Raw genomic sequence first — 16,479 nt, 5'->3', positions numbered from 1 at the left:
CTCCTTAATTTTTATCAAAATCTTCGTATTCCAATTGTTTATCTTCCCAATCTGAATACAAAGAATTTTTGTCAGCGTTAAGATGTTCCAGTTCTTCATTTAATTGAAGAATTTTTTGAGGATCATCGTAAATATCATTTTGACAGAACAAATCTTCAATTTCTTTGATTCGTTCGTCAATTTTATCTATATTCGATTCAATCGTTTCAATTTGTTTTCTAAGTTTTTTAAGATTATTAGTGATAGCACGTTGTTTTTTCTTTTCTTTTACAGCGGCAGTTTTGTTCAAACTTTCCTCTGTTTTGTCCACTTTTAAATCATTGATTTTCTCTTGATAATAATCGTAATTTCCAAGATATGTTGTCGCCTTGTCTTTTTCCAACACAATGATTTTATCACAAACTCTGTTTAAGAAGTATCTATCGTGGCTAATTACAAAAACAGTACCTTCGTAATTTATCAGAGAATCTTCTAAACTTTCCTTTGAGTCAATGTCCAAGTGGTTAGTAGGTTCGTCCAGTAACAAAAAGTTTGATTTTGAAAGCATCAACTTCAGTAAAGATACTTGCGCCTTTTCTCCACCACTCAAATCTTCAATAAGTTTGAAAATATCGTCTCCCACGAAATTCATAATAGCAAGAGCACTTCTGATTTCGTAGTGAGTCATTTTAGGATATTCGTCCCAAATTTCATCTATAATTGTGTTTTTATCGTTCAAATACATCTGTTCTTGGTCAAAATATCCGATGTTTACATTGGAACCTAATCTGAATTTTCCAGAAGTTGGTTTTAATTTTTTGGTTATAATATTGAATAAAGTCGTTTTACCAACTCCATTTGCTCCAATAAGTCCTACTCTTTCTTCCTTATATATATCTAAGTTACAGTTCTCAAAAATAAGCTTGTCGTCAATTTTTTTGGACAAATCTTCAACCATCAACACGTCTTTGCCGCTTGGTGAAGATATTTTGAATTTAATTCCAAAAGTTCCATCATCATACGTTGGCTTATCCATAAGCTTCATTTTATCCAACAGTTTCTTTCTGGATTGTCCTTGCTTATTCTTTTTCGCATTATCAGTACTTGTATATTTTTCAACGATTTCAAGTTGTCTTTTGTACTCACGTTGTTGATTTTCGTAAGTCTTTCGTTGGATATCCATATAGATTTTTCTCTGTTTCATAAAACCAGTGTAATCTGTCTCGTACGTTTTGATGGTTCTATTTTCCATATGAAAAATCCTATTTACAATTCCATCTAAGAAATATCTATCGTGAGAAATTATCACACAAGCGCCCTTGTAATTTTTCAGAAAAGTTTCCAAAAACTCGATAGCTTTGATATCCAAATGGTTGGTAGGCTCGTCTAGTAACAATACGTCACATTTTTGTAGAAGAAGTTTTGCGAGCATTATTCGAGATTTTTGACCACCACTGAAATTAGTGACATTTTTATCCAAATCATCATCCGAAAAACCCAAACCTTTTAGTGTGCCTTTGATTTCAGAATCGTAGAGATATCCTCCCATTGATTCAAATCTTTCCAAATCTCTGTGGTATTTGTTCATCAAATCTTCCAAATCTTCGGTATCCTTCATTTGATTTTCGTATTCTCGAAGTTTGTTCTCCAATCTCAATACTTCTGAAAAAACGCTCAAGCATTCTTCGTACAAAGTATTAGTCGAATCGAATGAATTATGTTGCTTCAAGTATCCTATTTTCATATCATTTTTGATGAACAAGTCTCCACCGTCTTTAGACAATTCTCCTGTCAAAATATTAAACAAAGTGGATTTACCAGCACCATTTATTCCTATGATTCCAATTTTATCATTGTCGTTAATATTAAAAGTAACATTTTCTAAGATACTTTTATCTAAGAAAGATTTTTCTATGTCTTTTGCGCCTATTAGAATCATTTTTTCACTTCCTAACTAAACAGTCAATCAACTCAATTCTGAGTTAATTGACTTCATATTTTCAAAGATGACAAAACTTTGTTTGAGTCTGTATCTATAAGTTTGATTTCATCATCATCTATTATTGCAACTGATTTTACACCGTCTTTTGGAATAGAAGGACTACCTGGATTTAACAAAATAACTCCGTCTTTTTCTTCCAAAACTTTTACATGAGTGTGTCCTGTTATTACGATATCGCAATTATTCGCCTTAGCAATCCTAATTCTATTGTCTTCATCTTCTTCATATCCATGAATTGTGAAAATTCTAAATCTGCCAATATTTATGATTCTATGTTTTTGTGTCAAATCGTGTTCAATAACCATTTGATCCACATCACTATCGCAGTTTCCTCTTGTATATATCACATTATCCATAGATTTGAAAATAACTGCCAAATCTTTGGGATTGTAATCTTCTGGAAGAGCATTGCGTGGTCCGTGATACAAAACATCTCCCAAATGAAAAATCGTGTCGCAATCTTTTAGAATATCCAAAGCTTTTTTCGTATTATCTAAAGAGCCATGTGTATCGCTTATTACACCTATTTTCATTAGATTAATACCTCATCCAAAATTTCTTTTACATTATTTGTAAAATAGAATTTGATTTTTTGTCTAATTTTAGGATCAATGTCTTGGATATCTCTTTTGTTTTCTTTTGGCAAGAAAACTTTATTGATTCCGTATCTATGAGCAGCCAATACTTTTTCCTTGACACCACCAATTGCCAATACCCTTCCTGTAAGTGTGATTTCTCCAGTCATTGCAAAATCGTGTTTTACTTTTCTTCCTGTCAATGCACTTACTAGCGCTGTAACCATTGTAACACCTGCTGATGGTCCATCTTTTGGAACAGCACCTTCTGGAACATGAATATGAATATCTTTTTCTTTGTAGAATTCTCCTTTTATACCCAAATCCTCTTGGTTACTTCTGATGTATGAAATTGCAGCCATTGCAGATTCTTTCATTACATCTCCAAGTTTTCCTGTAAGTTGTGTTTTGCCGCTACCGTCCATCACATTAGCTTCAATTGTAAGGATAACTCCACCAACTTGTGTCCACGCTAAACCATTCACAACTCCAATTGTGTCTTCCCTTGGAATTTCATCATCTAAAACTAATTTTGATCCCAAGAATTTTTCTAGATTTTTATTGTTGACGACAACTTTTTTAACATCATCTCTTACGATTTTAACAACGGCTTTTCTGACTACTTTTCCAATATTTCTTTCAAGCTCTCTTACTCCACTTTCTCTTGTGTAGTTGTTTATAATCGTATAGATAGCATCTCTTGTGATGTGGAATTGGGATTTGTCCATTCCATTTTCTTTTAATTGACGTGGAAGCAAATATCTGTTAGCTATTTCAAATTTTTCATAATCTGTATAACTTGTAACTCTGATAACTTCCATTCTGTCTAACAATGCATCTGGAATTTGTTCTTGTGAATTTGCAGTAGTGATAAATAATACATCTGACAGATCAACTGGAATTTCGATGTAATTATCTGTAAATTCACTGTTTTGTTCCGGATCTAAAACTTCCAACAAAGCACTTGCAGGATCTCCTCTAAAATCAGATGCTAATTTGTCAATTTCATCCAATAAGAAAACTGGATTTAATTTCTTAGCTTTTTGTAATTGAGTTATGATTCTTCCTGGCATTGCTCCGATGTAAGTTTTTCTGTGACCTCTGATTTCTGCTTCATCACGTACGCCACCAAGTCTCATGGATACGAATTTTCTATTAGTTGCTTCAGCGATTGATCTTGCAATTGAAGTTTTACCAACCCCTGGAGGTCCAACTAGACAAAGGATAGGTCCTTTTAATGATCCAGTCATCTTCTTAACAGCTAAATATTCCAAAATTCTTTTCTTAACATCTTCTAATCCAAAATGACCGTCATTTAGAACTTTTTCTGCAACTTTTAAATCAATCGAACTTTTTGATTTTTTGTTCCAAGGAATATCCAATACTTGATCGATATAGTTTCTGATTACTGTGCTTTCGGGATTATTTGGATTCATAGAAGATAATCTGTTGATTTCCTTTAAAACGTGTTCTTCAGAATCTTTTTTTAGTTTTAGTTTCTTAACTTTGTTGGCATAATCATCTGTGTCTTCGATGTCGTATTCTTCACCTAACTCCATCTTGATTTGACGCAATTGTTCTTGAAGAAAATACTCTTTTTGTGTGTCAGATATTTCTTTGTTTGTTCTTTGTTCGATATCTTCTTTTATCTTCAAAAATTCAATTTCTTTTATTACAAATTTGTACACCAACTCAATTCTTTCATCCATATCCAAAGTTTCCAATAATAAAATTGAATCCTTGTCGTTTAATGAAATTAGCATTGAAATTGTATCTATCAAAGAACTTGGATCTTCTTCGTTTAAAAGTCCCCCAAGCAAATCTTGTGGTAATGGTTTTTTGATAATTTCTGCCAAGCTTTCAAACGAAGAAATAATCATCCTAATCATAGTCAGTGATTTATCCGTAGGATGATATTTTGTTTTATCGTATTCCATAACTTCAACGTTTGCTTCTAAGAAACTGTCGTTTTCAACAAAGTCTACGATTTTTGCTCTGTAGTAAGCTTCAACCAAAACTCTGACATTTCCGTTTGGCATTTTAATAGTTTGTTTGATACTTGCAAGAACTCCTGTATGATAAAAATCTTCTTTTGTGATGTTTTCTACCATTGGATCTTTTTGCGTACAAATAAAAATCTCAGAATTTCTGAGCAAACTAGCATTTAAAGCATTTAATGAAACTTCTCTTCCAACTTCAAAATGTTGGATATTATTTGGAAACAACCACAAACCACGCAACGCGATTATTGGAAGTTTCTTTTCTGATATTGTATAGTATTCTTTCATCAAACTCCTCTTTCGAATTTAATCTATTGATAAAAATAGCTCACCTAAAGTGAGCTATTTGTGTTATTTATTATTTGTTTTGAAAACAAGTTTTGGGTCTGTTCCTTCTAGTACACTTTCTTTTGTCAAAATTACTTTGGAAATGTCTTGTCTTGATGGTAGCTCAAACATAATATTCATCAAAGATTTTTCTATTATTGTTCTCAAACCTCTGGCACCTGTTTTTCTATCGTAAGCTAACTTGGCGATAGCTTTCAATGCTTCTTCATCAAATTCTAACTCAACATCATCCATTTTGAATAATTCTTGATATTGTTTGATAACTGCATTTTTAGGTTCCAAAAGTATTTTAATTAAAGCTTGTTCATCTAGTTCATCAAGTGTAACTAAAACTGGAATTCTTCCTACAAATTCAGGAATTAAACCAAATTTAATCAAATCTTCTGGCCTAATATCTTTGAACAATTCAGAAATTCTCTTATGTTCATTTTCTCCCAAATCTGCCCCAAAACCTATTGATTTTGTTTCTGTTCTTTTTTCGATTATTTTTTCTAAGCCGTCAAAAGCTCCACCGACAATGAATAAAATATTTTTTGTATCAACTTGAATATATTCTTGATTAGGATGCTTTCTTCCACCTTGTGGTGGCACATTGCAAATTGTACCTTCAACTATTTTTAACAAAGCTTGTTGTACACCTTCACCACTAACATCTCTAGTGATGGAAGGATTTTCGCTTTTTCTAGTAATCTTGTCGATTTCGTCAATGTAGATGATTCCTTGTTCTGCCTTTTCTATATCGTAATCCGCCGCTTGAATAAGCTTCAAAATTACATTTTCTACATCTTCTCCGACATATCCAGCTTCTGTAAGGCTAGTTGCATCGGCAATAGCAAACGGAACATCCAATATCTTGGCTAAAGTTTCAGCTAAAAGTGTTTTTCCGCTTCCAGTTGGACCCACCAATAAAATATTTGATTTTTGTAATTCTACATCATTATTCATTAGATTAGAATTAATTCTTTTGTAATGATTATATACCGCAACAGCCAAGGCTTTCTTACCTTCTTCTTGTTTGATTACATAATCATCAAGCACATCCTTGATTTCGATTGGCTTAGGCAAATCAATTCTTTCTTGGGTATTATCTATATCTTTGAATTCTTCTTCTATTATGCTGTTACATAATGAAACACATTCATCACAAATAAATACTCCAGGTCCAGCAATTAATTTTCTGACTTCATCTTGTGATTTACCGCAAAAAGAACATTTATATTGATTTTCATTTTTTGGCATAAATATTTCCTTATTTAGAAGTATATATAACTTCGTCTATCAATCCATACTCTTTTGCTTCTTCTGCTGTTAGTATGAAATCTCTGTCTGTATCTCTTTCAATTTTTTCTAGAGGTTGTCCAGTTCTTTCAGATAATATCTTGTTTAATAATTCTCTCTTCTTCAAAATATTCTTAGCGTGAATTTCGATATCACTAGCTTGTCCTTGTGCTCCACCAAGTGGTTGATGGATTAAAGTGTCTGCATTTGGAAGTGCATATCTTTTTCCTTTTGCACCACTTGTTAGAAGAATTGCTCCCATACTTGCAGCCATTCCTACACAGATTGTTGAAACATCTGGTTTAACGTATTGCATAGTATCGTATATCGCTAATCCTGCGCTTACAGAACCTCCTGGTGAATTGATATATAATTGAATATCCTTTTTTGGATCTTCACTTTCTAAGAACAATAATTGAGCTATAACAAGATCCGCCATCTGATCATTAACTTCGCCTGTGACGAAAATAATTCTTTCTTTTAAAAGTCGAGAGAAAATATCGTAAGATCTTTCGCCTCTATTACTTTGTTCTACAACCATTGGTACTAAAGATGGCATAATAATAACCTCCTATTATTAATTCTAATTTATTGAAATATTATTTATCTTCTTTTGTGTCTTCAGCTTTCTTTGCTTCAAATTTAGTGATTTCTACTAATTTTTCTAAAGCTTTCTTTCTCTTGATGTCTTCTTTTAAGAATTCTACGTTTGGACTATTTTTGAATTCTTCGATGAATTTTTCTTCATCATCTTGTCCATATACTTTAGCGAATTCTTTTAATTGTTCATCTAATTCTTCATCTGTTGATTCGATTGCTTCTTTTTCGATATATTTTTCTAATACCAAATCACCTTTAACTTTTAATTCAGCGTTAGCTCTTAATTCGTTTTTAACATCTTCTTCAGAAGTGTTAGTGATTTGGAAGTATTGATCTGTATTTAAGCCCATTTGTTGAACTCTTCTTGCAAAATCTTGGAATTGACGATTTACTTCGTTGTCAATCATTGATTCTGGAACTGTAATTTCAGTAGCATCAATCAAAGCTTCTACAGATTTATTTTGTTTTTCAACTAATTGTCTTTGTTCGTTGTCTTTTTCTAAGTGTTCTTTGATGTCTTTCTTGTATTCGTCAAGAGTATCGAATTCAGAAACATCTTTTACGAATTCATCATCTAATTCAGGTAACACTTTTTCTTTGATTGAATTGATTTTGCATTCAAACTTAGCATCTTGTCCCTTTAAAGAATCTTCGTGGTAGTCTTCTGGGAATTTAACATTAACATCAAATTCGTCTCCAACATTGTGCCCGATAATTTGTTCTTCAAATCCTGGAATAAATGTGTGTGAACCTAAAACTAGTTCATAATCTTCTGCTTCTCCACCGTCAAATGCTTTATCTTCTACAAAGCCTTTGAAATTGATAGAAACAGTGTCGTTTTCCTTAGCTTCTCTACCTTCAACTTCTTGAACTCTTGCGTTTGATTCTAATTCGTGGTTGATTTTCAAATCAACATCAGAATCAGTTACTTTGTATTCTTCGATTTCAGCTGAAAGATTAGAATAATCACCTAATTCGAATTCTGGTTTCAAATCAACAGTGAATTTTACTTTTACATCATTGTTTTCAGTAATGTCATCAAGATCGATGTCTGGTTGTGAAACTGGTTCTAATTCTAATTCTTCGATAGCTTTTTCGTAAATTCCCGGTAATAATAGATTTACAGCATCTTCGTAGAATAAACCTTCACCATAAGCTCTTTCCAACATTTTTCTAGGAACTTTACCTTTTCTAAATCCTTTTAAACTAAATTTAGATCTATTCTTTTTATAACTTTCCTCAATTGCGTTATTGAAATCTTCTGCAGGTATTTCACATGTGAATACCGCTTGATTATTTTCTTTACTTACAAGCACTGCGCTCATACTTTCCTCCTAATTTTTATTTAAAACTTAAATTAATTTCACTTAAAATAGAAATTCCAGCTAATATTATACCCTAAATACCATTTTTTTTAAAGTTTTTTAGCTAAAATGATTAAAAAACTGTTATTTTTGTTCAACTTTGTAGTATAAATCCAATTTATTTGCTAATTTTTCGAAATTTTCTTCTTTTTTTCCGATATATACACCATTTTGTATAGATGTCGTAAGAAGTTTATTGGTAGTCTTGTCTACATTGCCTTCATTTACTAAAATATTTACGTAATTTTTTTGTAGACTAACATACGATGCCAATAAAGATGTTCTAATATCTTTGTATTCAGTAAATATAATTTTAGAATACTTAATATCACTGTTTTGAACATAATTTGCATCATAGACCGATTTGTAATCATTTCGTGTAACCTTGAAACCATTTTTCTTTAACTTCTCGTCGTATTCACTACTTATAATCGATGTAGGTTGATCTATCAAAATATTTGAAATTCCTTTATCAATAGCAAACTTTGTAATTGAATCGTCAAATTTCTTACCTTGTACAAATGTAATTGCGTATCCATTTTTAAGATAGTAACCCATCTTTGCTTGAATAAAATTGAAATTGGACAAATCGCTAATAACTAAAGTATCCGTAGGATTCAAATTCGTGTTTTCTTTGATTACATTCTTGGACACTTCGACGCGATCTCTGCCATCAATTCTTGTAACCAACAAACCGCTCAATTTCAAATTATCAGAGATTTCTTCTGAAACTGATTTTGGTCCGCCTATGATATATACATTTTTCGCTTTCAACCTATTAGCTTCATTTAATATCGGACTTTCTTTCTTTATATATGCTCCATCATTTTGAATAAGCAAAATCGCAGCCTTATTCTTATATGCAAAACTTAGGGCTGAAATTATGTCGCTTTCCTTTTTTTCATTTACTATGACTAAGTTTGCGTTTTTGTCGTAAACTTCTTCTGTCAATTTTTCTGACAAATCAGAACAGTCTTTCTCAATTATTTTATCCAGAACTACATCCGTATTCGCAAGTGATTTTGTCGATAAAAACAACAAACACATACACAAAATTAAAATTCTTTTCATAATTACCTCTCCATTAATTATATATTAAAATCAAATCAAATTGCAAAAATGTATCATTTCTTGCAATTTCAAGCAAATTAGTTATATAATTAATTCGTAACACTCAAAAATGAAAGGAATTGTATATGTTCGAATTGGAATCAAAGTTAATAAAGGCTGTTCAGATAAAATCAAATAAAAAAGCACATGATTTAGCTGAAGAAATATTAAAAATTTGGGAAGATTCTGAAACTAATATTAGATCCCAAAAGAACACAATTATTCAGTTATTGGCGATATTTTCATGGAATCAGATGAAAAATATAAACGATTCTCAAAGTTTAAAATATTGTGAAAATGAAAAAAACAAACTATTATATAAAGTAGAAAATAATGAATCTGAAAACACCAGTGAAATACTTCACGAAATCGTAGAATATTACACTACAAACCAAAATATATTTACAAAGGGTTGTGAAAACCCATTAATCAGAAGGGCATTGGATTACATTTACAATAACAGTGAGCAGAAGATTTCTCTGGATATTCTGTCTGATCACTTGCACGTGTCCAAAAGCTATTTGTCGACATTGATTTGTCAAAACACGGGAAGCAATCTTCCAAATATTTTGACTACTTTTAGAATAGAAAAAAGTCTACTGCTTTTGACTTACACCGACAAATCCGTTAGCGAGATTTCAAAGGAAGTTGGGTTTCAATCTGATTCATATTTTTGTCAACAATTCAAAAATATAAAACAAATTACACCGAAAAAATTCAGAACAATAACAAAGCGTGACCTATATTAAGGCCACGCTTTGTTTTATTATTTATTGTAATTATTAGAATGAGGGCAAGAAGTGGAACCGCAATCACAGCTACCACCTTTTTTAATAATACGACGCACTGCAAACACAATTGCTACGACAATTATTGATAATACTACTATATCAGCTATATTCAAAAAATCACCTTCTTTAAAATTCTATCTCTATTCTACTGCTCTTTTTGATTGATTGTTTTTGTATTTATCTTTTCTAAATATCATATACAACATTCCAACCAACACTACAAGCGCTATTGCTGTCATAATTGTAAATGGTTGTTTTACTACCAACACATTTAAGAATTGATATACCATAAACGATATTAAATATGCAAAAGTAATTTGATATATAATTGCAAAAGCCGTCCATTTTGAAGAATTCATTTCTTCTTTTATAGCTCCAACCGCTGCGAAACATGGAACTGATAATTGGTTAAATATCAAGAAACTCATCGCAGAAGCAATTGTAAAATTATTTCTAACCAAATCAGCTATTTTACCTGTATCATCACCTACACCAGAAACTATTCCGTAAACGCTGACTACCATTTCTTTAGCAACAGTTCCTAAGAATGAAGCTACAGTTGCAGTCCAATTTCCGAATCCTAATGGAGCAAATATCGGAGCGAATATTTTTCCGATGAACGCCAATATAGTATCGGTACTATCATCAGCGAAATGAACAAATTCTCCCTTAACAGAAATATTTTGTAAAATCCAAACGCAAATTGATGCAACTAAGATTATTGTACCTGCTTTTATGATAAATGATTTAGTTCTATCCCAAGTTACACGCAAAACATTTGAAACAGTTGGTTTGTGATATTCAGGAAGTTCCATTACAAATGGTGCAGGTTCTCCTGAAAAAGCTTTTGTCTTTTTCAAAATAAGGCCACTGATTATTACTGCCAAAATTCCTGTAAAATACAATAATGGAGCAAACCACCATTGACCGAAAATCGCTGCTGCAAATAATGCTATGATTTCTGTTTTTGCACCGCAAGGCATGAATGATGCAACGATGATAGTCATTTTTCTGTCGTTTTCATTTTCAATAGTTCTTGTTGCCATAATTCCTGGAACTGAACAACCAGTACCAATTAAGATTGGAATAAATGATTTACCAGATAAACCAAATTTTCTGAACATTCTATCCAACATAAATGCGATTCTTGACATGTATCCTATATCTTCTAAAATAGCTAACAATAATTCCAACGTTGCAACCAAAGGCAAGAATCCCAATACTGCACCAACGCCGGCAACAATACCATCAACAACAAGGCTTGTTACCCATTCGCTAGTTCCGATTGCTTCTAATCCTTTTGTAGCTAAATCAGCTAATGCAGTTCCCATCACAGTATCTGCCCACCAATCGTGGAATGGAGGACCACCAACAACTTTTACCGCAATAAAGTAAACGGCTATCATTATCAATACGAAAATTGGTAATGCCAAAAATCTGTTAGTAACCACCCTGTCGATTTTATCACTAGTTGTTAATCCCGATCTTCCTTTTTGTACAGAATCTGAAATTACTGAAGTAATGAATGTATATCTTTCATCTGTAATTATGGATTCACCATCATCATCGTATTCTTCTTCAATTTTCGAAACAATTTCTTCAACTTTTGCTTTTTCTTCATCAGTGATATGAACAGCTTGTAATGCTTTTTCATCTCTTTCCAAAGCTTTTACAGCAAACCATCTTTTTGATTCAGAATTTTTAATGGATTCTACACTATTTTCTATTTCAGTAAGCACATTTTCAATTTCATCACTAAATGATTTTATCGATTCATGATGAGATTTCACTTGTTTTTGTGCAACTTCAATTAATTCATCCAAGTTTAATTTTTTAAGTGCTGATACTTCAACTATTGGAATTCCCAATTTTTCAGATATTAGTTTTGTGTTTAATTTATCGTTATTTTTCTTAACGACATCCATCATATTAAATGCCAAAACCATTGGAATTCCAATTTCAGATAATTGTGTTGTAAGATACAAGTTTCTTTCAATATTTGAAGCATCCACAACATCAATAATTACATCTGGTTTTTCGTTTATTAAGTAATTTCTACTAACAACTTCTTCCAAAGTATATGGAGAAAGCGAGTAAATTCCCGGTAAGTCGGTAATTTTAATATCTTTGTTATTTTTTAAGGTTCCCTCTTTTTTTTCTACAGTAACGCCTGGCCAGTTACCAACATATTGATTGGATCCTGTCAACGCGTTAAACATCGTGGACTTACCACTATTAGGGTTACCTGCTAAAGCAATTCTTATTGACATAAGTCCTCCTAATTATTTATCTATAATTTCTATTAAAATATTTTCTGCATCATCTTTTCTAAGACTTAATTCATATCCTCTCAAATTAATTTGAACTGGATCTCCTAATGGTGCTACTTTTCTGATATAGATTTCTACATTTTTTGTAATACCCATATCCATTATTCTTCTTTTAACAGGACCTTTTCCCAAAATCTTAACAACTCTGTAGTATTTTCCTACTTCGGCGTGTTTAAGATTCATTTCGTTATCCACTTATGTATCCTCCTTAATTAAATATGATTTACCATAATTCTCATAGCTATATCTTTTCCTATAGCCACTCTTGAACCTTTTATTTTAACTATCAAATTTCCGTAGCTTTCTGAAACAACCGTAACTACTGCTCCTTCAACAAAGCCCATATTATTCAATAATTTTTTTTGTGAATCATCTTTTATTTTTTTTATTTTTACGATTTCAAAATCTTCATTGAGTGGCACTAATGCCAAATTCATTTAATCACCCTCATTTAAACGTTTAAATCTATTACATTGATATTATATTGATAAAGAGTATTAATGTCAAGTGAAAATCATTATTATTTTTTCATTTGTTACAAAATTATTGCAATTTGCTAATAAAATTTACACTACATTTTATATTTGATATAATATCTCAAGAGATAAAAACAAAAAAGCGCCAGACCTTTACGGTTAACGAGGGATAGAGTTATCGAATTTTTCGGCGGGAGCTCTATAGGTAACACAGCCTTAGCATTTAACAAAGTTCAAGAGCAATTTTGAAACAAAAATAATGAAGTGTATCTCTAAAAAATTTGGAGGTAAATATATGTGCGGAATAGTATGTTATAACGGCGAAAAATCAGCCGTAGAAATCATATTAAACGGATTAAAATCTCTGGAATACAGAGGTTATGATTCAAGCGGTATTTCTGTAGTAACAGATAAAATCGAAACAGTAAAAAGAAAAGGAAAATTGCAAAATTTAATAGATTCTATCGATGAAATCGACAACAACGCAAGTGTGGGAATTGGTCACATTAGATGGGCAACTCACGGTGAACCAAATGAAATTAACGCTCACCCACAAGTAAGTGAAGATGGTAAATTCTCAGTTGTTCACAACGGTATTATCGAAAATTACAAAGAATTAAAAAAAGAATTAGAAGATAATGGCTACACTTTCAAATCAACTACAGACACAGAAATTGTTGTTGCATTGATTAGCCAGTACTATAAAGACGATTTATTAGAAGCGGTAAAATCTACAATCAAAAGATTAAAGGGAGCTTATGCATTAGGAATTGTTTCAGAATACGAAAAAGACAAACTAATCGCTGTAAGAAAAGAATCTCCGTTGATTTTGGGAAAATGTGACGACGGAATAATTTTAGCGAGTGATATTCCTTCCGTTTTAAAATATACAAGAGACATCGTGTATTTGGAAAATGGAGATATCGTAGAAATTGATAAGAAAAACTACACAATTTACGATAAAGATTTCGAAAAAGTAGATCGTGAAGTTAAAACTGTAGACATGACAATTGATCAAGCTAGTAAAGGTGGCTATGAGCATTTTATGTTAAAAGAAATTCACGAACAACCAGAAGTTGTTAAGAAGACTTTAGAGGTTAATGTAAAAAATAACGTAATAGATTTTGCAGAAAATTCATTAACTAAAGAAGAATTATCGAAAATAAACAAAGTATACATCGTTGCATGTGGTACAGCTTATCACGCAGGTGAAGTTGGCAAAGTTGCTATTGAAAAATTGGCAAAAATACCTGTAATTACTGATATCGCATCAGAATTCAGATACAACGATCCATTTATCGATGAAAACACTCTAGTGATTTTGATTTCTCAATCAGGAGAAACTGCTGATACATTGGCAGCTCTTAGAGAATCCAAAAACAAAGGCGCAAAAATCTTGGCAGTTACAAACGTAGTTGGCTCATCAATAGCAAGAGAAGCTGACAAGGTTATCTACACTTTGGCAGGCCCAGAAATTGCAGTAGCCAGTACTAAAGCATACATTTCACAATTGGTTACAGTGATAATGTTGGCTTTGGATTTTGCAAAGAAATTAGGCACAATTGAAGATGTTGAGTATTCAAAATACATCGAAGAATTAAAAACAATGCCTGAAAAAATAGATGAAACATTAAAATCAGAATCAATAACTGAAAGAATAGCTGAAGCTATCAAGGAAGATAAATCGATGTTCTTTATAGGACGTGGATTGGACTTCTTGAGTGTAAAAGAAGGAGCTTTAAAATTAAAAGAAATTTCCTACATTCACACTGAAGCATTCCCTGCAGGAGAATTAAAACACGGTTCAATCGCTTTGATAGAACAAAACACTCCAGCATTATCAGTTATTACACAATCAAAATTAGCTGAAAAGACAATTTCAAATGTTCAAGAAGTTGTGACAAGAGGAGCGAAAGTATTCACAATCACAGTTGAAGGAAATGACAATATGAAAGATTTCTCAGAAGAAATCATCTTCATTCCTAAAACGTTAGAATTATTGTATCCGATACTTTCAGTAGTTCCTGAACAATTGTTGGGATATCATACTTCTTTGAAAAAAGGCTTAGATGTAGATAAACCACGTAACTTAGCAAAATCAGTAACAGTTGAATAAAAAATACGGAGTCCTCATTTTAAAGTGAGAACTCCTTTTTTAATGTTAATATTTAATTTTATAGCTACATTTTATAATTCTAAATTAGGATAAACTTTCAAATCAAGTCCATCTTGTTTTCCGTTGATATAATCATAGTATCCAGCAGTTGCAATCATTGCAGCGTTATCTGTGCACAAGATTTTATCTGGAAAATACACTTGTATTCCTTTTTCTTCTGCTTTTTCCAAAACTCTCTCTTTTAATCTAGAATTTGCTGCTACTCCACCACTTAGTACGAAAGTTTTTTGATTTTTTTCTTCTAATAATCTAAAAGATTTTTCAACCAAAACATCTATGACAGCTTCTTGGAAAGATGCTGCAACATCTTCTTTTATTATTTCTTCGGTTTTTTGATTTTTATTGTTCAAATAATTTAGAACAGCTGTTTTCAATCCACTAAAACTAAAATCGTAGCTGTCTTTTTCAAGCATTACTCTTGGAAAATCTATCGCTGTTGGATTTCCTTGTTTTGCAAGCCTGTCAATAACAGGCCCACCTGGATATTCCAATCCCAACGCACGTGCAACTTTATCATAGCTTTCACCACAAGCGTCATCTCTTGTAGAGCCAATTATTTCGTAATTTTGATAATCTATAACATCTATTAAATAAGTGTGTCCGCCAGATACAACCAAGGAAATAAATGGTGGTTCTAATTCTTTGTGGCTAATGTAGTTTGCACAAATGTGGCCTTGCATGTGATTTACCCCTACAAGAGGCTTCTTCAAACAATAGCTCAATGATTTTGCACAAGAAATCCCAACTAATAATGCACCAATAAGTCCGGGACCTTTTGTAACGCAAATTACATCAATATCTTTCAATGATAAACCTGCTTCGTCCAAAGATTGTTGCAAAATAGAGTTCATTGCTTCTAAGTGAAGACGGCTCGCAACTTCCGGAACCACACCACCATATCTTTTGTGTACATCTATTTGAGAAGAAATCACATTACTCAACACTTCTCTTCCATTTTTTACAATCGCAACGCTTGTTTCATCACAAGATGTTTCAATTGCAAGCGTAATTATATTTTCTTTAATATCATCCATATTCAACATCATCCTCAATGCGTCCTCTTTTGGAGTTTCGTAATATCCGTTAATTCTGCCGTTTTTTTGAAATCCAAATTTCGTGTAAAGATTAATTGCTTCAAAGTTAGACTCTCTAACTTCCAAGAAAATATTTTTGACATTTTCCTTTTTGCAAAAATCTAACATAAATTTTATAAATTCAGTTGCAATCCCACAGTTTCTGCAACTTTTTTTCACAGAAATTGTTTGTAATTCAGCTTCATCAACAACTATTGAAAATCCAATAATCCCCACGATTTTGCCTTCTTTTTCTCCGATAAAATAATGATTACATTCATTTTTCAAACAAGCTTCGTATCCTATTTTGCTCCAAGCATCTGAAAAACTTTCCCTTTCAATTTCTACAACATCATCCAAATCAAAGGAATCCATCT

The 16,479-nt window shown here is 31.9% G+C and carries 14 protein-coding genes and 1 pseudogene; 2 read left to right on the top strand and 13 right to left on the bottom strand.

Going from position 1 to position 16,479, the window contains the following annotated elements; genetic code table 11:
* Window positions 1-4: 4 nt before the first annotated feature.
* From abc-f to GKG01_RS03825, 7 genes are all read right to left on the bottom strand, one after another.
* A complete protein-coding gene (gene abc-f / locus GKG01_RS03855; RefSeq protein ID WP_154271555.1) occupies window positions 5-1,918 on the bottom strand; it encodes a ribosomal protection-like ABC-F family protein in 1,914 nt (637 codons plus the stop codon).
* Between the two features lie 53 nt (window positions 1,919-1,971).
* The gene (yfcE, locus tag GKG01_RS03850; protein ID WP_154271554.1) at window positions 1,972-2,514 is read right to left on the bottom strand and encodes a phosphodiesterase; all 543 of its coding nucleotides are present in this window, start codon (window positions 2,512-2,514) and stop codon (window positions 1,972-1,974) included.
* Window positions 2,514-4,844 carry an endopeptidase La gene (lon, locus tag GKG01_RS03845; protein WP_154271553.1) on the bottom strand — a complete coding sequence of 777 codons (2,331 nt, stop codon included), beginning with the start codon at window positions 4,842-4,844 and terminating at the stop codon, window positions 2,514-2,516. Before lon ends, yfcE begins: the two co-directional genes overlap by 1 nt.
* Window positions 4,845-4,907: 63 nt before the next feature.
* Window positions 4,908-6,143, bottom strand: coding sequence for an ATP-dependent Clp protease ATP-binding subunit ClpX (gene clpX, locus GKG01_RS03840; RefSeq protein WP_094207446.1), 1,236 nt, complete (start codon window positions 6,141-6,143; stop codon window positions 4,908-4,910).
* Between the two features lie 10 nt (window positions 6,144-6,153).
* Complete coding sequence (gene clpP / locus GKG01_RS03835; protein WP_002835127.1) at window positions 6,154-6,741, bottom strand: ATP-dependent Clp endopeptidase proteolytic subunit ClpP; 588 nt, start codon at window positions 6,739-6,741, stop codon at window positions 6,154-6,156.
* Between the two features lie 40 nt (window positions 6,742-6,781).
* A complete protein-coding gene (gene tig, locus GKG01_RS03830) occupies window positions 6,782-8,107 on the bottom strand; it encodes a trigger factor (protein WP_154271552.1) in 1,326 nt (441 codons plus the stop codon).
* Window positions 8,108-8,230: 123 nt separating this feature from the next.
* Complete coding sequence (locus tag GKG01_RS03825; protein ID WP_154271551.1) at window positions 8,231-9,217, bottom strand: cell wall-binding repeat-containing protein; 987 nt, start codon at window positions 9,215-9,217, stop codon at window positions 8,231-8,233.
* A gap of 125 nt (window positions 9,218-9,342) precedes the next feature.
* Here GKG01_RS03825 and GKG01_RS03820 point away from each other — a divergent pair, with 125 nt between their 5' ends.
* Window positions 9,343-10,005: an AraC family transcriptional regulator gene (locus GKG01_RS03820; protein ID WP_154271550.1), complete on the top strand. Its 663-nt coding sequence runs from the start codon at window positions 9,343-9,345 to the stop codon at window positions 10,003-10,005.
* A 17-nt stretch (window positions 10,006-10,022) separates the two neighbouring features.
* On the opposite strand, the gene GKG01_RS03815 is transcribed toward GKG01_RS03820, so the two are convergent.
* Genes GKG01_RS03815 through GKG01_RS03800 form a run of 4 tightly spaced genes read right to left on the bottom strand, consistent with a single transcriptional unit; the run spans window position 10,023 to window position 12,814 of the window.
* Entirely contained in the window at window positions 10,023-10,160 is a 138-nt protein-coding gene (locus GKG01_RS03815; RefSeq protein WP_154271549.1) for a FeoB-associated Cys-rich membrane protein, read from the bottom strand.
* A 27-nt stretch (window positions 10,161-10,187) separates the two neighbouring features.
* Entirely contained in the window at window positions 10,188-12,317 is a 2,130-nt protein-coding gene (gene feoB, locus GKG01_RS03810) for a ferrous iron transport protein B (RefSeq protein WP_094207451.1), read from the bottom strand.
* 12 nt (window positions 12,318-12,329) lie between these two features.
* Window positions 12,330-12,560 carry a ferrous iron transport protein A gene (locus GKG01_RS03805; RefSeq protein ID WP_035109672.1) on the bottom strand — a complete coding sequence of 77 codons (231 nt, stop codon included), beginning with the start codon at window positions 12,558-12,560 and terminating at the stop codon, window positions 12,330-12,332.
* 29 nt (window positions 12,561-12,589) lie between these two features.
* On the bottom strand, window positions 12,590-12,814 hold the full coding sequence (locus tag GKG01_RS03800) for a FeoA family protein (protein ID WP_002835135.1): 225 nt from the start codon (window positions 12,812-12,814) through the stop codon (window positions 12,590-12,592).
* 334 nt (window positions 12,815-13,148) lie between these two features.
* Here GKG01_RS03800 and glmS point away from each other — a divergent pair, with 334 nt between their 5' ends.
* Complete coding sequence (gene glmS, locus GKG01_RS03795; RefSeq protein WP_154271548.1) at window positions 13,149-14,969, top strand: glutamine--fructose-6-phosphate transaminase (isomerizing); 1,821 nt, start codon at window positions 13,149-13,151, stop codon at window positions 14,967-14,969.
* Between the two features lie 71 nt (window positions 14,970-15,040).
* Here glmS and tsaD read toward each other — a convergent pair whose 3' ends face one another.
* Window positions 15,041-16,063: a tRNA (adenosine(37)-N6)-threonylcarbamoyltransferase complex transferase subunit TsaD gene (gene tsaD / locus GKG01_RS03790; RefSeq protein WP_241684740.1), complete on the bottom strand. Its 1,023-nt coding sequence runs from the start codon at window positions 16,061-16,063 to the stop codon at window positions 15,041-15,043.
* A gap of 21 nt (window positions 16,064-16,084) precedes the next feature.
* Window positions 16,085-16,477 (bottom strand): annotated as a pseudogene (gene rimI, locus GKG01_RS09145) (ribosomal protein S18-alanine N-acetyltransferase); the annotation flags it as partial.
* Window positions 16,478-16,479 lie beyond the last annotated feature (2 nt).

Source organism: Finegoldia sp. BIOML-A4 (assembly GCF_009679635.1).
Taxonomy (GTDB): domain Bacteria; phylum Bacillota; class Clostridia; order Tissierellales; family Peptoniphilaceae; genus Finegoldia; species Finegoldia magna.
This window is presented reverse-complemented; position numbering and strand designations above follow the sequence as displayed.